This is a genomic window from Pseudomonas sp. GL-B-12, assembly GCF_019955895.1.
In the GTDB taxonomy this organism is placed as follows: Bacteria; Pseudomonadota; Gammaproteobacteria; order Pseudomonadales; family Pseudomonadaceae; genus Aquipseudomonas.
On sequence record NZ_JAHBCX010000008.1, the window covers coordinates 86068 to 110451 of the forward strand.

General features: G+C 55.5%; 20 protein-coding genes and 2 pseudogenes. 10 read left to right on the forward strand and 12 right to left on the reverse strand.

Features of this window, described 5'->3' with window-relative positions; genetic code table 11:
- Window positions 1-127 precede the first annotated feature (127 nt).
- Window positions 128-670: a histidine phosphatase family protein gene (locus tag KGA85_RS04990; protein WP_223455747.1), complete on the forward strand. Its 543-nt coding sequence runs from the start codon at window positions 128-130 to the stop codon at window positions 668-670.
- A 193-nt stretch (window positions 671-863) separates the two neighbouring features.
- Window positions 864-2057 carry an MFS transporter gene (locus KGA85_RS04995; protein WP_223535148.1) on the forward strand — a complete coding sequence of 398 codons (1194 nt, stop codon included), beginning with the start codon at window positions 864-866 and terminating at the stop codon, window positions 2055-2057.
- 155 nt (window positions 2058-2212) lie between these two features.
- Here the strand turns inward: KGA85_RS04995 and KGA85_RS05000 are convergent, their stop codons facing one another.
- Together KGA85_RS05000 and KGA85_RS05005 are read right to left on the reverse strand one after the other, a co-directional pair.
- Window positions 2213-5344, reverse strand: coding sequence for an efflux RND transporter permease subunit (locus KGA85_RS05000; RefSeq protein WP_223535145.1), 3132 nt, complete (start codon window positions 5342-5344; stop codon window positions 2213-2215).
- Window positions 5341-6450, reverse strand: coding sequence for an efflux RND transporter periplasmic adaptor subunit (locus KGA85_RS05005; protein ID WP_223542956.1), 1110 nt, complete (start codon window positions 6448-6450; stop codon window positions 5341-5343). Before KGA85_RS05005 ends, KGA85_RS05000 begins: the two co-directional genes overlap by 4 nt.
- A 216-nt stretch (window positions 6451-6666) precedes the next feature.
- Between KGA85_RS05005 and KGA85_RS05010 the strand changes: the two genes are divergently transcribed.
- Window positions 6667-8124, forward strand: coding sequence for an efflux transporter outer membrane subunit (locus tag KGA85_RS05010; RefSeq protein ID WP_223533622.1), 1458 nt, complete (start codon window positions 6667-6669; stop codon window positions 8122-8124).
- A 90-nt stretch (window positions 8125-8214) separates the two neighbouring features.
- On the opposite strand, the pseudogene KGA85_RS05015 reads toward KGA85_RS05010, so the two are convergent.
- The 3 genes and pseudogenes from KGA85_RS05015 to KGA85_RS05025 all read right to left on the reverse strand — a co-directional run bounded on the left by KGA85_RS05015 (window position 8215) and on the right by KGA85_RS05025 (window position 10855).
- Window positions 8215-9485 (reverse strand): annotated as a pseudogene (locus tag KGA85_RS05015) (OmpP1/FadL family transporter).
- Between the two features lie 199 nt (window positions 9486-9684).
- Window positions 9685-10311, reverse strand: coding sequence for a TetR/AcrR family transcriptional regulator (locus KGA85_RS05020; protein ID WP_090454520.1), 627 nt, complete (start codon window positions 10309-10311; stop codon window positions 9685-9687).
- 136 nt (window positions 10312-10447) lie between these two features.
- A complete protein-coding gene (locus tag KGA85_RS05025; RefSeq protein ID WP_223542957.1) occupies window positions 10448-10855 on the reverse strand; it encodes a winged helix-turn-helix transcriptional regulator in 408 nt (135 codons plus the stop codon).
- 101 nt (window positions 10856-10956) lie between these two features.
- Between KGA85_RS05025 and KGA85_RS05030 the strand changes: the two genes are divergently transcribed.
- On the forward strand, window positions 10957-11706 hold the full coding sequence (locus tag KGA85_RS05030; RefSeq protein ID WP_223455702.1) for an NADPH-dependent F420 reductase: 750 nt from the start codon (window positions 10957-10959) through the stop codon (window positions 11704-11706).
- A gap of 231 nt (window positions 11707-11937) precedes the next feature.
- Here the strand turns inward: KGA85_RS05030 and KGA85_RS05035 are convergent, their stop codons facing one another.
- A complete protein-coding gene (locus tag KGA85_RS05035) occupies window positions 11938-12855 on the reverse strand; it encodes an AraC family transcriptional regulator (RefSeq protein WP_159389636.1) in 918 nt (305 codons plus the stop codon).
- A 165-nt stretch (window positions 12856-13020) separates the two neighbouring features.
- Between KGA85_RS05035 and KGA85_RS05040 the strand changes: the two genes are divergently transcribed.
- The 3 genes from KGA85_RS05040 (at window position 13021) to KGA85_RS05050 (ending at window position 16433) form a co-directional block, all read left to right on the forward strand.
- The gene (locus KGA85_RS05040; protein WP_223455700.1) at window positions 13021-14070 is read left to right on the forward strand and encodes an NAD(P)-dependent alcohol dehydrogenase; all 1050 of its coding nucleotides are present in this window, start codon (window positions 13021-13023) and stop codon (window positions 14068-14070) included.
- 54 nt (window positions 14071-14124) lie between these two features.
- On the forward strand, window positions 14125-15147 hold the full coding sequence (locus tag KGA85_RS05045; RefSeq protein ID WP_223455699.1) for an alpha/beta hydrolase: 1023 nt from the start codon (window positions 14125-14127) through the stop codon (window positions 15145-15147).
- Window positions 15148-15233: 86 nt separating this feature from the next.
- Window positions 15234-16433, forward strand: coding sequence for an MFS transporter (locus KGA85_RS05050; protein WP_223455698.1), 1200 nt, complete (start codon window positions 15234-15236; stop codon window positions 16431-16433).
- Window positions 16434-16506: 73 nt separating this feature from the next.
- Here the strand turns inward: KGA85_RS05050 and KGA85_RS05055 are convergent, their stop codons facing one another.
- The gene (locus tag KGA85_RS05055; RefSeq protein WP_223455697.1) at window positions 16507-17250 is read right to left on the reverse strand and encodes an SDR family NAD(P)-dependent oxidoreductase; all 744 of its coding nucleotides are present in this window, start codon (window positions 17248-17250) and stop codon (window positions 16507-16509) included.
- Window positions 17251-17262: 12 nt separating this feature from the next.
- Window positions 17263-17670: a DoxX family protein gene (locus KGA85_RS05060; protein WP_223455696.1), complete on the reverse strand. Its 408-nt coding sequence runs from the start codon at window positions 17668-17670 to the stop codon at window positions 17263-17265.
- Window positions 17671-17813: 143 nt separating this feature from the next.
- Here KGA85_RS05060 and KGA85_RS05065 point away from each other — a divergent pair, with 143 nt between their 5' ends.
- The gene (locus KGA85_RS05065; RefSeq protein WP_411741653.1) at window positions 17814-18146 is read left to right on the forward strand and encodes a winged helix-turn-helix transcriptional regulator; all 333 of its coding nucleotides are present in this window, start codon (window positions 17814-17816) and stop codon (window positions 18144-18146) included.
- 115 nt (window positions 18147-18261) lie between these two features.
- On the opposite strand, the gene KGA85_RS05070 is transcribed toward KGA85_RS05065, so the two are convergent.
- The 3 genes from KGA85_RS05070 to KGA85_RS05080 all read right to left on the reverse strand — a co-directional run bounded on the left by KGA85_RS05070 (window position 18262) and on the right by KGA85_RS05080 (window position 21144).
- Entirely contained in the window at window positions 18262-18798 is a 537-nt protein-coding gene (locus KGA85_RS05070; RefSeq protein WP_223533624.1) for a cupin, read from the reverse strand.
- A 380-nt stretch (window positions 18799-19178) separates the two neighbouring features.
- Window positions 19179-20048: an oxaloacetate decarboxylase gene (locus KGA85_RS05075; protein WP_223542958.1), complete on the reverse strand. Its 870-nt coding sequence runs from the start codon at window positions 20046-20048 to the stop codon at window positions 19179-19181.
- Between the two features lie 166 nt (window positions 20049-20214).
- Entirely contained in the window at window positions 20215-21144 is a 930-nt protein-coding gene (locus tag KGA85_RS05080) for a LysR substrate-binding domain-containing protein (protein ID WP_223542959.1), read from the reverse strand.
- A gap of 229 nt (window positions 21145-21373) precedes the next feature.
- Here KGA85_RS05080 and KGA85_RS05085 point away from each other — a divergent pair, with 229 nt between their 5' ends.
- Together KGA85_RS05085 and KGA85_RS05090 are read left to right on the forward strand one after the other, a co-directional pair.
- Complete coding sequence (locus tag KGA85_RS05085; protein WP_223455745.1) at window positions 21374-22660, forward strand: dicarboxylate/amino acid:cation symporter; 1287 nt, start codon at window positions 21374-21376, stop codon at window positions 22658-22660.
- A 10-nt stretch (window positions 22661-22670) separates the two neighbouring features.
- Entirely contained in the window at window positions 22671-24182 is a 1512-nt protein-coding gene (locus KGA85_RS05090; RefSeq protein ID WP_223455692.1) for an amino acid racemase, read from the forward strand.
- A gap of 59 nt (window positions 24183-24241) precedes the next feature.
- On the opposite strand, the pseudogene KGA85_RS05095 reads toward KGA85_RS05090, so the two are convergent.
- A pseudogene (locus tag KGA85_RS05095) lies at window positions 24242-24384 on the reverse strand (LLM class flavin-dependent oxidoreductase); the annotation flags it as partial.

Below are 24384 nucleotides of genomic sequence, written 5' to 3' on the forward strand. Positions count from 1 at the left end.
TCGAGCCTCATTGTGCGGTTTTATGCGGGTACGCGAGGCGTACCTTGAGCTCCCGAAACCGCACTTGCTGGTCATTTACCACACACCAGAACAAGGACGTAAAATGGTGAACAGGGAAATCATCCTGATGCGTCACGGCCAGCCAAAACTCGCCGCAACCGACAAGATCTCAGCGCTCGAGATGAAAGACTGGATCGAGCAATACGACCGATCGGAAATTACCCACCACCCGGTCCCGCATGCCAGTATGCAACTCGCCGCAACCGCCACGGTGATTGTTTCAAGCAGCGCGCCTCGTGCGCTGACCTCCGTCCAAGCGCTCGGCCTGAAGCCTGCACTGGTCGACGCACTTTTCTGCGAAGCACAACTGCCTTGTGGTCATTGGAAACTGCCACGGCTATCGCCGTTTAACTGGGCATTTATCCTTCGAGTCTTATGGCTGTGCGGTTACTCACGCAACGTCGAATCCGCCGGCACTGCGAGGATCCGCGCCGGCACCGCAGCCAAACGATTGCAGTCCCTTGCCAGCGATGGACCGGTTCTGCTGCTCGGTCATGGCTTTATGAATCGAATGATCGCCAATCAACTGGTAGCCGACGGATGGGCTCGCCAAAAAGGTAACGGCAGCCAGTATTGGAGTGCGACCGTGTATCAGTACGGCGGTGTGTAATAGGCGGCAGATGGTCGGCGAACTTGGCCATCATGACGTGGGCTAGCAGACCCGCTGTCGGGAGGCCCTTGTCGATGAAGTGCGCCGGTACCGGCGCTTGGATATCGTAAGGGGCAGCGCGGTCGTTAGTGTTCATTGATAATCGGCACGCTGCAGCTGCATTAAGGGACGATTCATTCAAGGGAGAGAAGTCGTGTCAGCCACATCTGGGAACAGCAACATTTTTCGACTGGCAACCGCCCAGGCATTGGCGGGTGGTAACTCAGTCATCGTCTATGCAACCGGCGCTATCGTGGGAGACATGCTTGCACCGGATAAAGCATTGGCGACGCTGCCTATCTCCATTTTTGTCGTGGGCATGGCGAGCTGCACGCTACCTGCCGGTGCCATTGCGCAGCGCTATGGGCGCAGTCTCGTGTTTATGCTGGGAGCGTTGTGCGGCATCCTGATGGGAGTGCTGGCTGCGATTGGCATTTATTTGTCTTCCTTCTTCATTTTCTGTACTGCGATGCTATTTGGTGGCGCTTATGCCGCTGTGGTGCTGACGTTTCGTTTCGCCGCCGCAGAATGCGTTCCAGAAAACAGGCAGCCCTGGGCGCTTTCAATCGTCATGGCTGCCGGGCTAGTGGCGGGTGTACTAGGCCCACAGACGGTCACCTATACGATGGACCTATGGGAGTCACACCTGTTTATCGCCACTTACGTTGCGGCCGCATTAATGGCAGTGGTTTCGGCGGCGGTGCTACTAGGTGTCAATTTGCCACGCCATGAGGCGGCTGTTCGTACTCCAGGTCGCCCGCTTGCGGTGATTGTTCGGCAGCCTCGACTCATCAACGCCATGCTCTGTGGCGTCATAACTTACACCTTGATGAATTTCCTGATGACTTCGGCCCCACTAGCGATGAAGCATGAGGATCTTTCACTGGAATCATCGAATCTGGCATTGCAGTGGCACGTAATTGCAATGTACGCACCCAGTTTTTTCACTGGAAATCTGATCCACCGTTTTGGGGCAAACCGCGTTGTGTTGATGGGGTTGATGTTAACCGGCACTTCTGTTGCTGTCGGGCTTGCCGGTGTGCAGTCCTACCACTTTTATCTATGTTTAGTGCTTCTAGGGATTGGTTGGAATTTCGGTTTTGTCGGCGCCTCTGCGCTCGTCCTTCAGAGCCATAAAACAAGCGAAAGAAACAGTGTCCAAGCGCTCAATGATTTCATTGTCTTTGGCGCCATGGTACTCGGCTCGTTTGCATCGGGAGGTATATTGAATCGATACGGTTGGACCGTTATCTGTGCGCTTGCCTTTGTACCTGTGCTGGTTGCTATAACGACGTTGATGTTGAGCGAGCATCGCGTCAGGTATTCAACTAAGGAACGCACAAGCTAGTTCCGCGGGACTGGCTTAGCCTCCAGGGCTCACATGGGGCACTACAACTGACCGAGCCCTGGGGCATCCTTAGCGATGGCGTCAGAAAGGCGTGTTTGCCGAACGCTCCCCTCAATCGTCCGAAAAACTGGTCATGTACCCCTGTGAGTGATTGGTCAGCTGGGTGCATTGGGAAATGCCGCCCTATCCACTAGGCTTGCTTGCTTATTCGCTGTTTCAGTTTGACCCGTATTGACAGGACGAATCTTGAACCAGATGGAGTACATCGCTGGCAGGAACACCAGCGTCATGATGGTGCCGACGAACGTGCCTCCGATAAGGGTGTAGGCCAGCGTCCCCCAGAAGACGGAGTGTGTCAGGGGAATGAACGCCAGGATTGCCGCCATCGCAGTCAGTAGTACCGGGCGGGCACGTTGTACCGTGGCTTCGACCACTGCGTGAAACGGGTCCAGCCCTTCTTGAATGTTGTGATGGATTTGCCCAATCAGAATCAGCGTATTGCGCATCAGAATGCCCGAAAGGGCGATTAAACCGACCAGTGCGTTAATCCCAAATGGCTGCTGGAAAATGAGCAGTGTCGGCACTACGCCAATCAACCCCAGCGGCGAGGTGAAGAACACCATGATCATCGCCGAGATCGAACGGACCTGCAGAATGATGACCAGCAGCGTCATGGCAATCATGATCGGGAACAACGGCAACATCGCTTTACCGGCCTTGCCCGACTCCTCGATTGCACCCGCCTGCTCAATCCGGTATCCGCCAGGCAGCTTGTCGATGACTGGTTGCAGCTCCTTCATGATCACGCTCGAGACGTCCGGTGGCTGCAAACCTTCGGCAATGTCACCGCGCACTGTGATGGTCGGCGTGCGGTCACGACGTCGGAGGATCGGATCCTCCATACGCACATCGACCTCTCCTACCTGGGACAACGGAATCCGCTGACCCGCCGCGCCCACCAGCGTAAAGCCTTCTATCTTGGCGGGATCGAGCCGGATATCACCCGCTGCGCGACCAACCACCTGCACCGAACGAATGTCCTCACGAACCGCGGTGATCGGCACTCCGGCCAGCAGGAACTGCAGTTGCTGCGCGACTGAGTTTGACGTCAATCCCACCGCCTCCAAGCGATCCTGATCCAGAGCGAAATGCAGCGTCAGCGTCAGCGGTCCCCAATCGGTGTTGACGGTTCTCATCATCGGGCTCGACTGCAACACGTCCTGTACCTGGCCCGCAATCTCGCGCAACGTTGACGGATCAGGCCCCATCACCCGGTAGGCAACAGGGAATGGCGAGTACGGCCCAAAAACAAGCTGAGTCACCCTGACCCGCGCTTCTGGGGCAAGCCCCTCAGCAGCTGCCTCGCGGATACGGAACTTGAGGGCCTCACGCTCCTCCTGACTGTCCGTCAGCACCACAATCTTTGCGAACGACGGATCAGGGAGTTCCGGCGCCATCGCCAGATAGAAACGCGGCGCGCCTTGCCCGATATAGGCCGTGACGATTTTTGCCTCACCCTGCTTTTGCAGCCAGGCCTCTATCTTGGCAGTGGTGGCGCTGGTCTGCTCAATGGAGGTCCCATAAGGCATTTGCACTTCAATCAATACCTCGGGACGGTCCGAGGTAGGGAAGAACTGCTTCTTGACCAGGCTCATGCCGAGGATCGCCACGACAAACGAAGCGATGACAGTGCCGGCCACCAGCCATTTGCGAGCGATGACCCGCGTCAAAATCCGGCGGAAGCGGTTGTAGTTAGGGGTGCTGTAGATGGCCGCGTGACCACCCTCTACCTTCTTGATGTTCGGCAACATCTTCACCCCCAGGTACGGGGTAAAAGCGACTGCAACCACCCAGGAGGCGATCAGGGCAATGCCCACGATCCAGAACATGTTGCTGGTGTATTCGCCGGCGGTCGATTGCGCGAAGCCGTTGGGCATAAAGCCGATAGCGGTCACCAGCGTACCGGAGAGCATCGGCGCAGCGGTATGACTCCAGGCGTACGCGGAAGCTTTGATGCGGTCGTAGCCCTCCTCCATTTTCACCACCATCATTTCGATAGCAATGATGGCGTCGTCCACCAGCAGTCCCAGCGCCAGAATCAACGAACCGAGGGTAATACGGTCAAAGTTCTTTCCAGTGGCCGCCATCACTACAAACACCACAGCCAACGTCAACGGCACAGCCGCAGCGACCACAACACCGACACGCCAGCCCATGCTGAGAAAGCAGACAAGCATTACCACAAGCAGCGCGACGAAGAACTTGACCATAAACTCGCCGACGGCCGAATCGATATTTACAGATTGATCGGTGACTTTGGAGAGCGTCATACCCAGCGGCATGCCTTCATTTATTTTGACTGTCTCCGCGTCCAACGCCTTGCCAAGGTCAAGACCGTTCCAGCCCTCACGCATCACGATCCCCAGCAACAAGGCCTCTTCACCGTTGTTACGCACGAGAAAGGTTGCTGGATCTTCATAACCACGTTCGATCGTCGCCACGTCAGAGAGTTTTAGCGTGCGCCCCTGGACCGCAATGGGTGTGTCACGAATCTTCTGCACCTTATCGAAGGCACCATCTAGCCGCAGGAAGACCTGAGGCCCATTGGTCTCGATGGAACCGGCGGGCGTGAGCACGTTTTGATTGTTGAGCGCGGCAAAGATGTCCTGTGGAGAAATGCCCAAGGTGGCCAGCCGATCGTGGGAAAAGGAAACAAAGATACGTTCGGGCTGCTCCCCAATAATGTTGACCTTCTTCACGCCTGGCACATGTAACAGTTGTTGGCGCAACGACTCCGCATCACGCACCAACAGTCGCTGAGGCTCGCCTTTGGCTTTCAGGGCAAGCAGCGCAAATGTCACGTCCGAAAATTCGTCGTTGACCATTGGCCCGATGACTCCCGCTGGCAGCTTGCGGACCTCATCGTCGAGCTTTTTACGCGCTTGATAGAACTCCTCCTGCACTTGTGAGGGCGGCGTGCTATCGAGCAATGACACCATCGTGAAGGCGAGGCCGGGACGGGTGTAGGTTTCCGTGCGGTCGTACCACTTCAGTTCCTGCAGGCGTTTTTCGAGTGGCTCTGCTACCTGATCCTGCATCTCCTGCGCCGTGGCGCCCGGCCAGGCGGTAATGACCGTCAACTGCTTGACCGTAAACGGAGGATCTTCCGCACGGCCCAGTTGAAAGAACGACAAGATGCCCGCGACGGCAATCAGGAAGATCAGAAACACCGTGATGGAACGCTCACGAACGGCGATCGCGGAAAGATTGAAGCGGCCCTCGCTCATGGACGACCCCCGGCAACTTTGGCGTCATCCTGTTGAGGCAGTCTCACCTCTTCACCCTCGCGCAACAGATGCGTACCTAACGCCACGATCTGCTCGCCGACCTGGAGATCGCCTGCGACTCGCGCTGAGTCGTCGCTCAAGCCCAAGACTTGAACAGGTCGCCAAGCCACCTTCGCCGGTGTACCGACGATGACCCACACGCCAGTGCCTTTACCCGGGTCATAAACGGCAGCAATCGGCACCTGCATCGAATTTCCCTGCGCGGCGCTTTCAGCGATCCGAAGCGTGACCGTCGAACCTATCGGTGCATTGGCCAGCGCGCCCTCAAGCACATACCGCGCCTCAAAGGTGCGCGTCATACGGTCGGCCGAGTCAGACAGCAGCCTCAGCTTCGCTGTAACTGCACCCGTGGTATTGCCATAAAGCGTCGCCTGCGCGGTGGATCCTGCTGCGGGGCGTAATGTCTCGGGCAGGTGCACGATGGCTTCGCGCTGCCCTGCCCGCGCCAGTCGAACCACGGGCTGCCCCGGGCTGACGACTTGCCCGGGCTCGGCGAGCGTCTCCACCACAACGCCATCGGAATCCGCAAACAGCACCGCATAACCAGAAGCATTGCGGGCTACGTCAGCCTGCGCTTCAGCGGCGCTGAGCTGCGCCTTCGCGGTATCCGCTGCGGCTTTGATCTGGTCGTAGGCCGATGCAGAAATAGCACCGGCGGCGACCAGGTCGCGATATCGAGCCTCGTCATCTGTTGTCTGCTTGGCTCGGGCTCGCGTGGCTATGACCGACTCTTGCTGTGCTCGCGCCTGCAACCCCAGGTCGATTGGGTCGAGGCGCATGAGCGGCTGACCACGTTTAACGGTCTGACCGGTGTCAACCAGACGCTCAAGCACCTTTCCTGACACCCGAAAGCCAAGGTCGCCCTGAACGCGGGCAGCCACTATACCAGTGAAGGAACGCGAGACGTCGGACGAAGCCTGAACAGCAGCGGACCTCACCAAAGGGGCATTCGTGCGCGGATCTTCAGCGGTGGATGAATCACCACATGCCGTCAGGACGAGAGGCAACAAGCAAGCGGCAATGGGGAAAGGTAGAAGCCGGCGCATAGGTTCCCTTACTTAAAAATAGGACGAGCGTCATATTCTCGATCTAGTGACGATTTGTGTCAATGGTCACATCCTGTCAATCATTTTGGTTTTCAACCAAAGCTTATGAATCACCATGAACACGGAGAAAAAGGTAATCGGCTCAAAGAACGTCAATTGACAGGTCGTGACTATTACGTAATATGGTCACAAATATCCTCTATTGAAGGAATCTCAATGCCTCCCCTCCGTCCAATTGCACTTTTGGTCAGCGCCGGCTTAATGGCCGGTTGCGCAGTCGGTCCGGATTTCCATCGTCCAGACGCTCCGCTTTCGGATCGTTACTTGGGTCAAGCTGCTGTCGAACAGCGGCCTGGAACGATGCCGGCCAGCCTTGTCGCTTGGTGGGAAGGCTTTGGTGATCCAGTGCTAACCGGGTTCATTTCCAAGGCACTAGAGCAGAATCTGGACCTGGCGCAGGCGTCGGCGCGAGTCACACAGGCGCAGGCCGGACTGGGTGCTGCAAATGCCGCGTTACTGCCTTCGGGGAATATCAGCAGCCAGGCTGCGCGCTCGTACCAGTCAATCGAGACGCCACTCGGCCAGGTGTTGAATTCGACACCTGGCTATGATCGGTACGGAAATTCCTACGAGGTCAACCTCGATGCCAGCTGGGAGGCAGATGTCTTTGGTGGCCTGCGACGCGGACGCGAGGCTGCTCTGGCCGAGTACCAGGCGTCCCAGGCGGGCGTCGCGGCCACACGACTGGCCATCGCCGCGCAGACCGCCGATGTCTACATCACTATTCGCGGATTGCAGACACGGCTGGACATTGCCAACAGGCAAGTCAAAACGCAGCAGGCGTTGCTAGAGAAAGTCCAATTGCTCTACAGCAAGGGACTCGCCGCCAACTATCAGGTTCGCCAGACCGAGGGTGAGCTATCACAGGTTCAAGCGACAGTGCCGGTCCTGCAAACCGGTCTGGATGCTGCGATGAATGCACTGGATGTCATGCTCGGCACCCCGCCAGGCACTCACCGCACACAACTTGCAATGGCAGCGAGCATTCCTGTAGCACCGCCGTTAAAAGCGATGGGAACGCCGGCCGATTTGCTGCGCCGCAGGCCTGATCTGATTGTGGCCGAGCGCCGTCTTGCGGCCTCAAACGCACGCATCGGGGAGGCGATTGCCGAGTACTACCCGAAGTTCTCCCTTAGCGCATTGCTGGGCAGTGCCACGGCGGTGTCCGCCGGCAATCTTTTTACCGGCGGCGCCAGCCAATCGGCGGGCCTGCTGGGACTGCGCTGGAGGCTCTTCGACTTCGGTCGCATAAACGCCCAAATCGACCAGGCCAAGGGACAGGAAGCCGAAACCCTGGCGGCTTACCGTCAGTCTGTGTTGCGCGCCACCGAGGATGTCGAGAACGCGCTCTCCTCACTGGTGAATCGGGAGGCTCAAGCAACCACACTCACCGGGGGAGAGGCGTCTCTTACTCAGGCTCGCCAATCGTCGTTCATTGCCTATGAGAAAGGCACGGCCAGCCTGATTGATGTCCTGCACGCTGACGAGACGATGCTGCAGGCTTCCGATGCTCGGGCGCAAGCGCGAACGGAGTCGGCACGAGCGGCGGTAGCGGTATTCAAGTCACTCGGTGGTGGCTGGCAACCTCGGGATGTCACGGTGACGAGTCGATGAAGCTTGAGGGGAAAGGCCCGAGATGTGTGCTTGAAGGTCGGGAGGCAACGCGTGCTCCCGACAGGACACTTATCGTGTAACAGCACTCAACTAGAAGCGGTAACTCACAGAAGTACCGAGCCCGCTCGCACCGTTCTTATAGTTGGCACTGTATGCACCTCGGGTCGCCGAGGTGTCATTGACCTGAACGCTCTCCTCCCACAGGTAGGAGTAAGCCACATCGATCGTGACATTCTCTGCCGGAGTCCAGCCAGCACCGAAGCTGATCACCTTCCTGTCGCCCGTCGGAATGCGCGGTCCACGATTGGTGTTATTGGTGGGTGACTGATCGACCGAAAAGCCTGCGCGAAGCACCCACTCGTCATTCAGTTTGTACGCCGTGCCGATGGCGTGAGCCCACGTATCATGCCAGTTCTGCTCTTCGGTAATGGTGCCCAGCGCGCCGCTCAACGCAGGGGGTAAACCCGTGTTCTCGATGGTTAATTCTTTGAAGCGACTCCAGCGAGTCCAGGTGCTCCCCACGTAAAGGGTCCAGTCATTATTAAGCTGATGAGTCACCGAGAGATCCACTGACTCCGGGGTATCCACATCCAGCGAAGCGTCATAACTCCGGCCGCTGACTCCCAACACGCTAAAGATGCCGTCAGTGACCTTGGTCTTGGCATCCAATTGATAACTGACCTTGGAATGGTAGGTCATGCCCAAACGGGTTCGGTCTGTAGCCTGCACCAGGATACCGGCGTTGAAACCGAGGGCAGTGTCGTCGCCAGTGCTTTTGAGTTTTCCGTCATTGCGACCAGGGCTAAGTGGATTGGGCACTATACCGGACAGCTCACCGCTGATACGGTTGATGGTCGGACCGAACCCGATCGAAACTTTATCGTAGAAGGCATAGCTGATGGTGGGCTGGAACGTAAGGGTCGTGACTTCGCTTTTATTGGCGTAGTAGCGCCCGGCGAAACCGCTGCCATAGTCAGTCATCAGACCGAAAGGTACATAAAAACCTACACCGAACGCCCAATGCTCATCGATAGGTTTGACGTAGTACCCCATAGGTACCGTGGTGGTTGGCACCATGTCGCCGTCTTCCTGGCCTCCGAATGTACTGCGGGTTTGGCTTATGTCGGACTTGGCGAAAAGAGTCGCCGTCCCAAGCTGACCTGCTCTCTTTTCAAGCGAGACATGCCCGCAGGGTTACCGAAGACTGTGCTCGCATCTTCAGCGGCGGAAGAACGACCGGCAAACCCGGAGCCCATCCCACTGATGCTTTGTTCATTGAGAGCGAAGCCGCTTGCAAAAACGTTTGAGGATGCGAGCACGACAGCAAGGCCAAATGGGGTCTTGAGCACTATTTTTTTCATTGTTTGAACTCTATGGGTATCACTGAGATGAAGCATTAGAAGCGATGGACCACCATATTTATTCATGTGACCAAATAAGTAAATAGTCACAATACAGATAAATAAAATGCCCTTCGACGGATGGAAGAAGGGCAAAGTGAAAAGCCGTTTGGTGATCTGTCGCGCCCCCCCCGGTATGCGGTAAACCTTTAGCCAAAGGTCAAGGCATGAGGCTACGCAAGATGAGATTGGAGGTAAGCGTGGGCGCCTCCTCGACGAAATCGAGGTTGTATTGCAGCAGCAATGGGTTGACGAATGGTCGCAACGCGAGATGTATCGCTTCTACTGTTTCATCCAGCGGAGTCTTGCGTTCAAATTCGCCAATCTCTCGCCCCTCCCGAACGATTTGCGACACGAAGCTTTTGATCTGTGCGTCATAAGCCTGCGTACTGGGCCAGCTTTCCGACGCCGCGAACGCTGCAATGTCATAGAGTTTTCGGTCGTTGAAGAACAGATTCACACCGGTGGCGATAACAGTTTTGACCAAACGTCGAAAGCGCTCCGTTGGAGACAGGCCTTCTACATTGATAGCCTGCTCCACTGCCGCGACGATTTCTGCCAGACAATTAGCGCAGATGGCCTCACCGATTGCTTGCTTGGAATCAAAGAATTTGTAGATGTAAGCCTTGGAAAACCCGATGGCCTTGGCCAGGTCGGAAACCGTGGTTTTGCTGTAGCCGTATTGACTGAAGTGCTCGTTGGCCGCCGCGACAATCTGGTCTCGAATGTCGTGATCGGCTGGGCCACGGGTGCTGGGCGAAGATGAAGATATTGATGGCTGATTCATGGAAATAGCTTACTCACCCTATCGAGGACTTACAAATTGTGACTAATTATATATATAGTCACAAATCGAACGTTTGAAAACCACAGTTGATCAGATTTGAAACGGGTTGACGTTTTGAGTAATCGCATATGGCGGATTAGCGTTCCAAAAGTTCCTTGTCGCTTACGCTAGACAGTCCCATCCCCTTCTCCTCGTGCTGGTGACGAAGCTCAGCCCAGTCTATAAGGGCAGTCATAGCCGGGCCGAGTGCATGACCCAGCACCGTCAGCGCGTACTCCACCCGCGGCGGCACCTCTGGGTATACGGTGCGTTGAACGATGTCATCCTGCTGAAGCCCTTTCAACTGCTGAATGAGCATCTTCTGCGTGACATCGGGAATGAGCTTTTCCAGTTCGGAGAACCGAAGCGGCCGGCCTTTAGCGGCCATCAGCTCATTGATGATCACAATTTTCCACTTCCCCTCCAGAACGCGAAGCGTAGCGTTTATAGCGGCAGACCAGGCCTGCCGTCGTAAAGGGTTCTCACATTCCCACTCGCGCTCCATCGATACTTACCTTTTGGTGGGTTACAGACAAAAACGTCGGTTCTTGCGGATCTTGCAGTGCTGATACTAACGTATCCGGACTTTGAATCCCTGGAGGCATTATGAAAATTGCGATCGTTGGTATTGGATCTATCGGCGGCCCCCTTACCCGAAAGCTTGTCACTGCTGGCCACGAGATCAGCGTCGCCAACTCTCGCGGAAAGGACTCGGTAAGCGCTTTTGCCAAGGAAGCGGGTGCTATTGCTTCCGATCTGAACGATGTCTTCGACGGCGCCGATGCTGTGATTATTTCCATTCCCCAACCAGCCATGGCGACTCTTCCCAAGAACCTTTTGGCCGCATTGCCATCCTCGGTTCCAGTGGTCGACACGAGTAATTACTACCCGGGCCTGAGAGACGAGCGCATCGCCGCTTTGGAAAATGGTCAAACCGAGAGCGTGTGGGTCAGCGAGCAGCTTGGCCGACCGGTAATCAAGGCCTTCAACAATATTCTTGCTTATTCGCTGGAAAATCTTGGTAAGCCAAAAGACGCCGAAGGCCGCCTGGGCGTAGCCGTTGCGGGGGACGATGAAAATCATAAGCGTCTCGTGATGCAACTTGTCGATGACGTTGGATTCGAGCCGGTCGACAGCGGCAGCCTCGAAGACTCATGGCGTCAACAGCCCTGCACGCCAGCGTACTGCTGCGATTACACCGCTGAAGAGATGCGCCCGGCGCTGAATGCTGCAGTCAAGGGAGCCGCCGCGCAGAAGAGAGAGGTGTTCTATGCGCAACTCCCTGCACTATTCGCCAAAAACCCTTCTCATCATGACGTCGTTGAATTTAATCGAAGCTTCAACGCGGCCAGTTGAACTCCTCGTAACCCACCGGCAGCTATCGGCCCAGGCACCCTGGTTGACCTTCCCGACAATCGCCAAGCGATGCTACGAAATCTAATGTCAGATCATTTCTACACCACCTCTGACGCCAGTCATCACCGCGACCACCTCGTGTAGGCAACCATAGCCCCTCATCATTCTGAGTGTCCGCAATGGGTTGTGGATTTAACCGGTCGATGTAGCCCCTTGTACGCACTGAAGGTCCTACCCCTGCCCTCGCAACGCCGAAATATCCCTCTTTGGGGGTACGCCAAACAGCCGGCTGTATTCACGGCTGAACTGCGATGGGCTTTCATAGCCGACCTTGAAAGCGGCACTGGATACGTCCTGGTGTTCATTGAGCATCAATCGCCTTGCCTCATTCAGTCGCAGCCACTTTTGATACTGCAAGGGGCTCATCGCGGTGAGTTGGCGGAAGTGGTGGTGAAAGGTCGGAGTGCTCATCTGCACTCGGGCCGCAAGTTCATCGACGCGAAGCGCCAAGGTGTAATTCAACTTCAACCAATCGATGGCTTTCGCGATCCGATAACCTTGGCCATCGACAGACGTTATTTGTCGAAGCCGGCTCGCCTGATCACTCTGCAAGAGACGGTAGTGAATCTCGCGCTGGATCAAGGGCGCAAGGACAGGGATGGACTCCGGCTCATCGAGCAGTGCCAGTAAGCGCTCAAATGAGGCCAGCATCGCTGGTGTCACGGCACCAATTCCTACCCCTTTCACAACTGATCGATCACGGGTTGGCGGCAGGTCACTTTGCGCTATCAGCTCAGCCAGAATGCGCAGATCGAGTTTCAACGTCAGCCCTAGGCATGGCTGTTCCGGGCTTGCCGCTAGCACTTCTGAATTGGCAGGTAAGTCCAACGAGGTGATCAGAAATCGCGACGTGTCGTAGGGGTAACCCTCGCCACCTACCCAGAGCTGTTTCTCACCCCGGGCGATGAGGATGATGCTTGGCTCGACCATGCAGACGATGGGCGGTGCTGGATGTTCGCGCCTGAAGAAGCCGAGACCTGTAATGGCCGTTCCGAAATCACCTGGTTTCGAGATCTGCGCGCCGATGATCTGCGCAAGCTTTTCTTGTGGCGATGTCTGTTGAGGAGCTGCATCGGGGTTGTTGTTCATATTCGTCTTGTACCTCTTCACTGAACTCTAACTCGCCAGCTACCGACCGTCCTGCAAAAAAACAGAGACTCATAGAATCAGGCAAGTAATCCAGCGCAATGCACTACAGAGGGTCTGGGCAGAGCGGGAGAATGTTCATCCAACAAACCCATCGAGGATGCTCCCATGCTTGTCAAAGCCTACGGTGCTCACGCGGGCGACAAACCCCTTGAGTCAATGCAGATCAACCGCCGAACGCCTGCAGCCCATGATGTTCAGATCGATATCGCCTTCTGTGGCATCTGCCATTCGGATTTGCATCAAGTACGCGCCGAGTGGGCAGGCACGCAATTTCCCTGCGTACCGGGGCACGAAATTGTCGGCCACGTATCAGCGGTGGGCGCACATGTAGCGGATTTTAAAGTCGGCGATCTGGTCGGTGTAGGCTGCATCGTCGACAGCTGCAAACACTGCGACGACTGTGAGACTGGCCTAGAAAACTACTGCGACGACATGGTTGGCACCTACAACTTCCCGACACCGGACGCACCCGGCTGGACGCTGGGCGGCTACTCGCAAAACATCGTGGTGCATGAGCGCTACGTGTTGCGCATCCGCCATCCCGAGGCACAACTGGCTGCCGTCGCTCCGCTGCTGTGCGCGGGCATAACCACCTACTCACCTCTGCGCCACTGGAACGCCGGCCCAGGCAAGAAAATAGGCGTGGTCGGCATCGGTGGCCTGGGCCACATGGGCATCAAGCTGGCTCATGCGATGGGCGCCCACGTCGTGGCGTTCACCACCTCTGAATCCAAGCGCGAGGCGGCAAAGGAGTTAGGCGCCGATGAAGTCGTCGTATCGCGCAAACCTGAAGAAATGGCTGCACATACCAAGAGTTTCGACTTCATTCTCAACACCGTCGCAGCCCCCCACGATCTTGATGCGTTTCTGGTGCTGCTCAAGCGTGATGGTGCGCTGACGCTGGTCGGCGCGCCCGCCTCGCCACACCCATCGCCGAACGTATTCAACCTGATCATGAAGCGTCGAACGATTGCCGGCTCGATGATCGGAGGCATCCCCGAAACGCAGGAGATGCTGGATTTCTGCGCCGAGCACAGCATCGTCGCCGAAATCGAACTGGTTCGAGCAGACCAGATAAATGAATCCTACGAGCGAATGCTCAAGGGTGACGTCAAGTACCGCTTCGTGATCGACAACTCCACATTGGTTGATTAAGCGCCTCAGATTCCAGAGCGCAAATGAACACCATCCAAAAGTAAGGAATATCGAATGAACAGACTCTTTCTTGCCCTGGGGCTGCTTATCGCCTCTTTTTCATCAATGGGAGCTGATATGTCTAACGGTGCTGACAACTTCTACAAAAGCGAAAAGGTAATCGCAGAAAAGGTCACCTTTAAGAACCAATACAAGATGAACGTTGTAGGGAACCTCTACATTCCTAAAGGGGTGGATCCCAAGACCAAGAACCCCGCGATCATCGTAGGGCACCCAATGGGCGCGGTGAAGGAACAGAGCTCCAACCTGTATGCCCAGAAGCTCGCCGAGCAAGGTTTCGTGACATTGGCGATTGATCTGTCGTTCTGGGGTGAAAGCGAGGGGCAGCCCCGTCAAGCTGTGTCGCCGGACATTTACGCTGAGGACTTCAGCGCAGCGGTGGATTTCCTGGGCACACGGCCTTTCGTTAACCGTGAGCGCATCGGCATCATCGGCATTTGCGGCAGCGGCGCCTTCGTCATCAGCGCGGCCAAGATCGACCCTCGACTGAAGGCAATCGCAACGGTCAGCATGTACAACCACGGCGACCTCTATCGCAAAGGTTTGGGTAATTCGACGACCCCAGAGCAGAAACGCACGGCACTCGCCGAAGCTGCAGAACAACGCTATGTGGAATTCACTGGCGGCGCTACCAAGTACACCGCCGGTGCCCCGTTGAAGCTGACAGGCAACGCCATAGGCGATGAGTTTTTTGACTTCTATCGCACTTCTCGCGGCGAGGTTACCCCTGCCGGCGCATCGCCGCAGACTTCCACCATGCCGACGCTGACCACCAATGCGAAGTTCTACAATTTCTACCCATTCGAAGACATCGAGACTATTTCGCCACGTCCCCTTCTCTTTATCACTGGCTCCGAGGCTCATTCTCGTGAATACAGTGAAGATGCCTACAAGCGTGCAGCGGAGCCTAAAGAACTGGTCATCATTCAGGGCGCCAACCACGTCGATCTCTACGACCGGGTCAGCCTTATTCCATTCGCCAAGCTGGCCACGTTCTTCAAAAGCAACCTGAAGTAGCCTCCTCGGTGTCCTGACTGGGCACCGAGTCCTTCGTAGCCTCGTTTTCTGGGCTGCGATGCTTCGCGCAATACAGGATTCAAACAATGACTGAACACATCATTCCAGCGCCCCATAAATCATGGGGTGCCGTATTCGCCATGTCGCTCGCCGCCTTAGTGCTGGTGGCATCGGAGTTCATGCCCGTCAGCCTGCTGACACCAATTGCCGCCGATCTGCATATCACCGAAGGACAAGCCGGTCAGGGCATTTCCGTTTCGGGGCTGTTTGCCTTATTCACCAGCCTTCTTATCCCTTTGGTGGCGGCGCGGGTTGACCGTAAACCGCTACTTCTTTCACTGACGCTGTTGATGATCCTTTCCGGAACAGTGGTCGCGTTCGCACCAAACTACGGGGTATTCATGATCGGGCGCGCGCTGATCGGTGTTGCGATTGGTGGCTTCTGGTCACTGTCAGCGGCAACCGCCATGCGCCTCATGCCTGATGACCAAGTCACACGCGCCATGGCAATCGTCAACGGCGGCAACGCTTTGGCGACTGTGATTGCAGCACCATTGGGCAGTTTTCTCGGCGCCTTGATTGGCTGGCGCGGTGCATTCTTGTGCATCATCCCAGTCGCGATAGTCGCTTGTGTATGGCTGTCTGTAAGCCTTCCACCGATGAAATCGCAAAGCGGTTCAGGCACTGGAAACGTCTTCAGGTTGATGAAAAGCGTACCGGTCGCGCTAGGCATGGTGGCGGTCAGTGTGTTTTTCATGGGCCAGTTCATGCTGTTTACCTATTTGCGCCCATTCCTTGAAACGGTCACGCACGTCAGTGTCTCCATGCTGTCTTTTATGTTGCTCGTTCTGGGCCTGGCGGGACTTGCCGGAACCTTCCTGATTGAAGCGCTCTTGAAAAATGGCCTGCATCGAACCCTCATCGTCATCCCGATCGTTATGGCGATGATTGCACTGGCGCTTGTTTCATTCGGTAGCTCGACGGCCACCACGACCGTCTTGCTTGGCGCATGGGGACTGGTTGCGACTGCAGCGCCCGTGGGATGGTGGACATGGCTGGCAAGAACGTTGCCAGACTCTGCTGAAGCGGGAGGCGGCTTAATGGTGGCGATCATCCAACTCGCTATTGCGTCTGGCGCAACTGTTGGCGGGCTGGTCTTCGACTCGAGCGGCTATCAAGCGACCTTCGAATTGAGCGCCACTTTGCTAGGCGTGGCGGCCGTTCTTGCCTTCCTGGCTGCACGCGCAGCATCGCGGGAGCCTGTTGCATCGGTAAGCATTGCTTGAAATAACCGCAAGACACGCCAAGGCATGTCTTGCGGTTTCGGTGGAGGATACGCTCGAAAATTGGACGTGACCGTCAACGTGCGCTGTCGATGATTTGGCCACCGTCTGGTGTCAGACTATAACCCGTCATGAACTGCGCATCCTTGCTGGCAAGGAACAGCACGACCGGCGCAATATCCTCTTCGGGCGATCCATAACGGCCAAGTGCGTTAGTGGGTGCGGGCGCATTGACCGCTGCCCCCCAAGTGTCTGCGACCGGCATGACATTGTTTACCGTTATCTTGTCAGCGCCCCACTCCCTCGCCGCCGAACGGGTCAGGGCACGCACCGCCTCCTTTGCCATGTTGTAAGGGGCGTAACCCTGCAAGCCGATGACACCGGCCAACGATGCAAAGTTGATGACTCTACCCTCCCCGCTGGCTTTCAGGTGTGGGTAGCAGGCTTGCATCGTCCGTAGATAGGCAATGGGCCCCATCTCTAGATTGCGTTGCAATTGCTCGGCCGACAGTTCGAGTACCGACGAAAAGACCGCCGAAGGGTCGAAGGCATTGTTCACCAGGATGTCGATCCGGCCATATTCAGCAACGACCTTTTCCACCGCGCTTTTGATCTGATCCGGGTCGGCGATATCACACACCACTCCGAAAGCGATGCCGCCCGCCGCCTGGATCTCGGCGACGACACCCGCGACATTTTCAGCCGTGCGAGAAACAACGGCCACTTTCGCTCCTTCTTCTTCAAACAGCTTGGCCGTCGCACGTCCGATGCCACGGCCTGCGCCAGTTACGATGGCTACTTTTCCATTGAGTCGGGACATGTGGATCTCCAGCTATTTAGGGATTACTAGATGTGCCGTTGTTACTTGGCCGTAGAGTGACGGCACTTCACGAGCAGCGTTTTGGGTGAGGAAAGAAGCGACCAGCAACACGAGGCAAATAGCTGCCGGCAGGGCACCACGAGGCTTGCGGACATTGATGTGCGCTAACGCCGAGAGCAGCAGGTGATAAAGCATGCCGGCATAGGCGAGGTCGCTTAGCGGCACGTTGATGCGCAACAGAATGGCGCCCACCGCCAGGATCTTCACTGCAATGAGAATCGGCATCAGGTTGGCGGGATAGCCGAGGTCGGCAAGTGCTTGACGAACCCATTCCCTTTTAACCAGGTACAGAGTCGCCGAGGCCAGATACAACAACGACAGCAGTGTCGTACTGATCCAATAAATGTAGATTTCAATCATGGGGTGTTCCTAAGCAAGCGTTAATGCGTCGACTTAGGTCAAAGATGTCGCCTAATATGAAAAGCTACAAGTAGGATGAAAAAGTGGTGCTTAGTATGGAAAACCAGACTATTGAAGACGATCAGATCAACATGCACGAGGAAATGCGCCGTGCATTTGCGCTCCTCTCAGGCAAGTGGAAGCTGGAAATCATGTGGTTGTTGAACCAGCGAATCTATCGCTTCGGAGAACTTCGCAAGGCGATCAGCGGCATCACCCAACATATGCTGACGGCACAACTTCGCGAGCTCGAAAACGATGGCCTAGTGTCGCGAACAGTCTTCGCGGAAGTGCCCCCGCGCGTCGAATATGAGATGACGGCAAAGGCCCGTGCGCTCGGGCCGACGATGGAGGCACTCGCGTTGTGGTGGAGCGAGTACGGGAAAAGCGTGCCGGTAAAGCCAAACTCGCGCGGTCGCAAACCTAAAAGCGGTTAAGCATTGAGTGTTGTTGTCCGATTAACCTACAAAACACTCCCAAGCAGGTATCCGCTAATCGCAGCCAATGGCTGCGTTATCAGCCCTGCTCGACCTGGCCTCAATGCGCACGGTTTTACTGTATGTGGTGGCCGACCCAATACTTACATACGGCGCCATGCACGCCTTGCACCGGGTCTTGATCTGGAAACGGCAGCACGTTGATGCTCGTCAGTTGCGACTTGCCTGGTGCCTCACGACATATGTCTGCGTGCTGTCCCGGCGGATAAGCGCCAACCACGAGAAAGTCGTCGCTGGAGTCCAAGTTGCAGTGGCCTGTACCAGCAGGTAGTAGCAACGCATCACCTGCCCTGACTTCAACTACAAAGCCATCAGGGCCGCCTAGCATCAAGCGAGCGTGGCCGCTGGCGATACCAAGCACCTCGTGCCCTTCAGTATGATAATGGTGATAGCCGTATACCCCGTTACGCCATTGCGGTGGCCAGCCATTAGCGCTGAAGGTTTCCTCAAACTGTGAAGCCAAATCGATGCGCCGACTTACAATCGCGTTGAGGTATATGAGTACAGGTAGGCGTGGGTTATTGGGAACCCAGCCATTGTGTTCAAGCATCAGGATTTGCATAGAAACTGCCCCAGATTGTGACCCGAACATTGGAAGATCTCCGGAGCGTAACAACGCTCGCTGACAGCTAAAACCAATCGGTGCACCCATCAGTGAATCCACAATCGATGACTACTCTTTAAGACAGACAGCTACTGGCTAGAAGCGCTCATAAGTTTTTCCGGCTCGAAAAATACTTCGCCCCCATGCTCAGAGCCAATGAGCAAGGCGAAAATACTTAGGGCTTCGAGCGCTTTGTTGAGAAGAAAAAAGCTTCCAGATCGCTCCGGAAGCAAACTGCTGAATACGCAACCGAGGGTGACCAAACCGCATGAGTGCGAGTGCTCTTCTCGGCACGCAAATCATGCTTGCGGATTCAAGCAGGAGGAAACCTGTAGGCAGAGCAACGGGAGCTGATCAGGAGATTTTCATCACTCCTGAACATCCATGAAGTCCCTGGCCCAATTCAAATATGTTTCCGGCAACGTGTAGGTAAAGGCCAGCTCGGTAGCGCTTAAGTTTGATGTGCTGCGAGTGAGCTGGCGTTGTTCACGAAGGCAGTCATAGGTCGCTTTAATGGAGGCGAAATAAGCACCATGACCTGCAACAATGATTCGTACACCTAGCTTGGCTAGCCGTTCGTTGTCGTTGAGTCTTGGACTTCCGTAAGTGACCAACATCAGTGGAATCGTGATGTGCTCTGCTATCTGTTCGAGGTGCGCAAAATCTTGTATGCCAACAACACAAATGCTATCCGCGCCGGCCTGTTGATAAGCGTGCGTTCGGTAAATGACCTCATGCACCGGTAAAGCTGATGCGTTGGTTCGAGCAATAATCGAAAGCTCTGGATCAATGCGTGCTTCCAGTGCGGCACGCACTTTGCCTACACCCTCTTCAGTGCTGATGAGGTCTGTAGATTTACACCCGAATTGAGCCGGAAGGAGGGTGTCCTCAATCGTGAGCGCCGCTATTCCTGCGCGCTCCAACTCCTGGACAGTTCGCATGACGTTGAGTGCATTTCCGTAACCGTGATCGGCATCAGCTATGACAGGCAACTGCGCCACACGGCCTATTCTGGCCGCTTGTTCGACAAATTCAGACAGGGTAATGAGTGCGAAGTCTGGTGCAGCCAGAACCTGCAGGGATGCAACTGATCCCCCCAGAATACCCACTTCAAATCCGAGATCGGCGGCAATGCGTGCTGACATCGGATCAAACACTGAAGCGGTCTGAAAACAGTTACTGGATGCCAGCAGCTCGCGAAACGAACGGCGTAATGCTTGATGGGAAACTCGGGGCATGAGCGCTCCTCACTGTGGCCGTCATCGTGTGAACGATCAGTGCCAACTCAAAAGTGCGGCGAGACTATCATGCAAAAAATAGGGGGTGATGACGATTCAGAATGACCCGATGCACAGATATCATTACCCATACTTGAGAGATGCTTTTCGAGCTTTGGAGCTTTGATCAACTGGCTGTTTTGCCATGAAGATCGCGGGAAGCTCCTTCGAGGGTTTTCCATAAGTTGCGCATCGTAGGGTTCTCATTCGTGATAGAGCAGTAGGAGCGTATCTCCAGTCGCGTGCTCCATTCATCACCACCTGCTTTTACCAACTGTCCTCGCTGAAGCTCGTCTATGACAGCGCTTTGTGGCAACCATGCCACCCCATAACCCTCGACTGCCATTCGCATCAGTAGCATCGTCATATCCGCCTCGTAGCACCGCTCCAAACTGCATGCAGTCGGGCCATTCTTTATGACGATGTCGGCAACACGACCTAGAAAAGTCGTAGCTGTATAAGCGAGGTGAGGAACTGTTTTGCTGGAGGTACCCGGTAAGGGATACAGCGGATTCCCATCGCCGTTAGGTGCGCACACAGGAATAAACGCGTCATGACCCAAGGTCAAACTCCCGAACTTTTCCGAATCGAGAAGAATGGGCGCCAAGGGGTGATGATAGACAATCATCAGATCACAACTACCCTCCTCCAGAGATATGACCGCGTCGTGGATGTTGGCGGCAACGACCCGTGCATTGAATTGCTCATTGTGCTGCTGAAATTGCTTCAGCCATTTCGGCAGGAATGTCATCGACAAACTGTGGCCTGCAGTGACCTGGATGGATCGCCCAGGCATCCGCTCTACCTCGCGAAGGCTTGAGCGCAGCCTCATTAACCCCGCCAATGCCTCGCGACTTTCTTCACAAAATGTGCGGCCAGCAGAGGTCAGTTGGACAGGATAGGTGCCACGATCCACCAACTCCGCACCGACCCATTCTTCGAGTGACTTTATACGCCTCGACAAAGCCGACTGGGTCACACAGCGAACCTCCGCAGCCCGAGAAAAATTCTTCCACTCCGCGATCGCCAGAAGATCATCCAGCCATTTGATTTGCATACCGACACCTCATGCCCCGAATGAGCAGTTTACTGCGACCTAATCAGGAAAAAGCAGCAGTTTCGAAAACTATTCCAAATGCGCATGAGGCTATCGGGATTACTCATCACGCCCTTCGAAGCCCGCCCCTAGAATCGAAAACGTTGGTGCGAGGCCACAGAGCTTCGACCGAATGACACTTGTCTCCTGCCAAGTAAAAAAAGCAAAAAAACCACTTGAGGAAAGCTCCGTGAAGAAAAATAAACTTCCGCGTCGGATCGCAATTGGCATTGCCTTAGGCGTGCTTGTCGGTTGGGCGTGCCACCACTTCGCAGGGAGCGAACAAAGCGCCAAAGAGATCGCGTCTTACTTCTCGATGGTCACCGACATATTTTTACGCATGATCAAGATGATCATCGCGCCTCTGGTGTTCGCCACCTTGGTCGGCGGCATTGCCAGCATGGGAAACTCCCGCTCCGTTGGGCGCATAGGCCTGCGAGCCATGGCCTGGTTCGTAACCGCTTCGGTGATATCGCTGGCAATCGGCATGGGCCTGGTGAACCTGTTCCAACCCGGCGCAGGACTGAACATGGAGGTCGTCCAGCATGCGGCGAGCCCCGTGGTGAACACCGGGGATTTCAGCCTCAAGGTTTTCATCAGTCACGTGTTTCCCCGCAGCATTGCTGAAGCAATGGCCAACAACGAAATCCTGCAAATCGTGGTGTTCTCGTTGTTCTTCGGGTTTGCCTTGGCGGGTGTGAAGCGAGCCGGTTACACAACGATTGTCGATGGCATCGAAGAGCTGGCCAAGGTGATGTTCAAGGTCACGGACTTCGTCATGGCCTTCGCGCCAATCGGCGTTTTCGCAGCCATCGCATCGGCGATCACCACTCAAGGTCTTGGCTTGATAGTCGATTACGGAAAGCTGATTGCCGAGTTCTACTTGGGCATCGTGATTCTGTGGTGCGTGTTGTTCGCTGCCGGCTACCTGTTCCTGGGGCGCTCAGTGTTTACCTTGGGCAAGCTCATCCGCGAACCTGTTCTGTTGGCATTTTCCACTGCCAGTAGCGAGTCCGCATATCCGAAAACCATGGAGGCACTGGAGAAGTTTGGTGCGCCGAAGCGCGTATCCAGCTTCGTTCTACCGTTGGGGTACTCGTTCAACCTTGATGGCTCGATGATGTATCAAGCGTTCGCCATCATGTTCATTGCACAGGCCTACAACGTCGACTTGAACTTCACACAGCAACTGCTCATCTTGCTGACGCTGATGATCACCAGCAAGGGAATGGCGGGTGTAGCCCGAGCGTCGGTGGTTGTGGTGGCGGCTACGCTACCCATGTTCAATCTTCCCGAAGCCGGTATTTTGTTGATCCTTGGCATCGACCAATTCCTCGATATGGCCAGGACTGCCACCAACGTGGTTGGCAATAGCATCGCGACGGCTGTGGTTGCCAAATCAGAACCACATGAAGAAGCTGAAGACGCGCCCGGCACTGAGTCTCCGCTCCCAATTCATACTGTAGCCACCGCCTGAGAACCTAAACATGAAAGGTAAATCGAAGCCGTCCAGTGGGTCATCGTTTGCACGCAAACTAGGTATCGTCGGTGGGCTTGGCTCACTGGCCGGCGGCGATCTTTTCTACAAGTTGGTGAAGTCCAGAGCTGTTCTGGAGGATCAAGGTCGCTATCACTTCCTCTTTGAGCAACACCCCTTCAAAGACGTCCTGATGCCCCTGGATCGGGGCGCCAGCATGACCTCCCGAAAGTTCTACGTATTTCAGGTTTGCCAGACGTTTGAGGCCAGCGAAGTCAATGCAGTCTTACTACCTTGTTTCGCCAGTCACACCTTTCGGGAGGAGATCCAGGAGGAAATTGGGATACCCGTTCTGGATATGATGGCGTCGTTACGCAAGCACGTGGATCATGTCGCTGCCCCCGGTACAACACTGGGCATCATCGCGTCCGACTATGTCAGGCACTCCGGGTTGTTTGAGCGCTATTTCGGCACTGATTTCAAGATCGTTTATCCAAACGATAACGAGCAATCCGGGTTGATGGACGCCATGTACGGAGTCAACGGCATCAAGGATGGACACCTTGACGGGGTACCGCTGGAGTGCGTTTATCAGGCCTGCCTCTCGCTTCAGGATCAAGGGGCCACAATCATCCTGCCTGGCATGACTGAGCTGTCGTTGGTCTGCGGTGATCTTCAACGGCGTGGCATCACTGTTCTGGATATCAACGAGATTTATGCCGCTTTCGCCACCTTGGAGAAAGGCCAGTCGACCCGTCCGCCTTTCAAACTTGGGATCGTGGGCGGAGTCGGGCCTGCGGCAACCGTCGACTTCATGGGCAAGGTCGTTGCGCATACACCGGCAGGTCGAGATCAAGAGCACATCAAAATGGTGGTCGAACAAAACCCCCAGATACCTGATCGCACAGCCAACCTGCTGTATGACGAAACCGACCCGACGATGGCGATGTACGCAACATGCAAACGACTCGAGAGTGCTGGAGCCAATGCCATAGCGATTCCGTGCAATACGGCTCATGCCTTCGTCGAACGCATCCAGGCGCACCTACGTGTGCCTATCGTGAACATGCTGACCGAGACGGTAGAGGCTATCGTGCAGCGATACGGCGTCGGCAAAACAGTCGGGCTGCTAGCGACCTCCGGCACCATCAAAAGTCAGGTTTATCACGAGGCAGCTCGGCAAGCAGGGCTTCAAATAATTGCCCCTGGTGTGGATTACCAAGCGTTGGTTATGGAGGCAATTTACGGAGAGCACGGCATCAAGGCAGGTTTCACAGAGGGCATATGCAAAGACCAGCTTCTGACCGCCGCAGAGCACTTATGTGAACTGGGCGCAGATGTGCTCATCCTGGGATGTACAGAGCTACCGCTGGTGCTCGATCATAGCGAATCCTACATGATCAAAAATCATGAAGTCGCACTGGTCGACCCGACAACCATATTGGCATTGAAGTGCATTGAACTTGCCCGTGAGAATACGGACAAGCCTCAGTCACTGAGCAAGCAACACCGAGTCGATTGATTACAACGGAGCTACGTCAAAGGAAGGCGTCTGTATTCAACGGGACAGGCACCTCCATCCTAAAAACCTTCATCGAAGCGGAATGAGGCGCCGTAGGCAGAATCCGGTAAATGGTTAGCGCCATCGTCCCGTAACCGCGAACGGAAAGTACCGCTCTGTGGTTCAGTACGATACAAGCCACGCTTTTGCAGTTCAGGAATGA

Bases quoted from the DNA above. Each gene is read 5' to 3' on its own strand.
- KGA85_RS05010 (WP_223533622.1), top strand. From the start codon at position 6,667: ATGCCTCCCCTCCGTCCAATTGCACTTTTGGTCAGCGCCGGCTTAATG.
- KGA85_RS05075 (WP_223542958.1), bottom strand. From the start codon at position 20,048: ATGCCCCGAGTTTCCCATCAAGCATTACGCCGTTCGTTTCGCGAGCTG.
- KGA85_RS05005 (WP_223542956.1), bottom strand. From the start codon at position 6,450: ATGCGCCGGCTTCTACCTTTCCCCATTGCCGCTTGCTTGTTGCCTCTC.
- KGA85_RS05040 (WP_223455700.1), top strand. From the start codon at position 13,021: ATGCTTGTCAAAGCCTACGGTGCTCACGCGGGCGACAAACCCCTTGAG.
- KGA85_RS05025 (WP_223542957.1), bottom strand. From the start codon at position 10,855: ATGGAGCGCGAGTGGGAATGTGAGAACCCTTTACGACGGCAGGCCTGG.
- KGA85_RS05070 (WP_223533624.1), bottom strand. From the start codon at position 18,798: ATGTTCGGGTCACAATCTGGGGCAGTTTCTATGCAAATCCTGATGCTT.
- KGA85_RS05090 (WP_223455692.1), top strand. From the start codon at position 22,671: ATGAAAGGTAAATCGAAGCCGTCCAGTGGGTCATCGTTTGCACGCAAA.
- KGA85_RS05030 (WP_223455702.1), top strand. From the start codon at position 10,957: ATGAAAATTGCGATCGTTGGTATTGGATCTATCGGCGGCCCCCTTACC.
- KGA85_RS05050 (WP_223455698.1), top strand. From the start codon at position 15,234: ATGACTGAACACATCATTCCAGCGCCCCATAAATCATGGGGTGCCGTA.
- KGA85_RS05065 (WP_411741653.1), top strand. From the start codon at position 17,814: ATGCGCCGTGCATTTGCGCTCCTCTCAGGCAAGTGGAAGCTGGAAATC.
- KGA85_RS05080 (WP_223542959.1), bottom strand. From the start codon at position 21,144: ATGCAAATCAAATGGCTGGATGATCTTCTGGCGATCGCGGAGTGGAAG.
- KGA85_RS05035 (WP_159389636.1), bottom strand. From the start codon at position 12,855: ATGAACAACAACCCCGATGCAGCTCCTCAACAGACATCGCCACAAGAA.
- KGA85_RS05000 (WP_223535145.1), bottom strand. From the start codon at position 5,344: ATGAGCGAGGGCCGCTTCAATCTTTCCGCGATCGCCGTTCGTGAGCGT.
- KGA85_RS05020 (WP_090454520.1), bottom strand. From the start codon at position 10,311: ATGAATCAGCCATCAATATCTTCATCTTCGCCCAGCACCCGTGGCCCA.
- KGA85_RS05060 (WP_223455696.1), bottom strand. From the start codon at position 17,670: ATGATTGAAATCTACATTTATTGGATCAGTACGACACTGCTGTCGTTG.
- KGA85_RS05055 (WP_223455697.1), bottom strand. From the start codon at position 17,250: ATGTCCCGACTCAATGGAAAAGTAGCCATCGTAACTGGCGCAGGCCGT.
- KGA85_RS05045 (WP_223455699.1), top strand. From the start codon at position 14,125: ATGAACAGACTCTTTCTTGCCCTGGGGCTGCTTATCGCCTCTTTTTCA.
- KGA85_RS04990 (WP_223455747.1), top strand. From the start codon at position 128: ATGCGTCACGGCCAGCCAAAACTCGCCGCAACCGACAAGATCTCAGCG.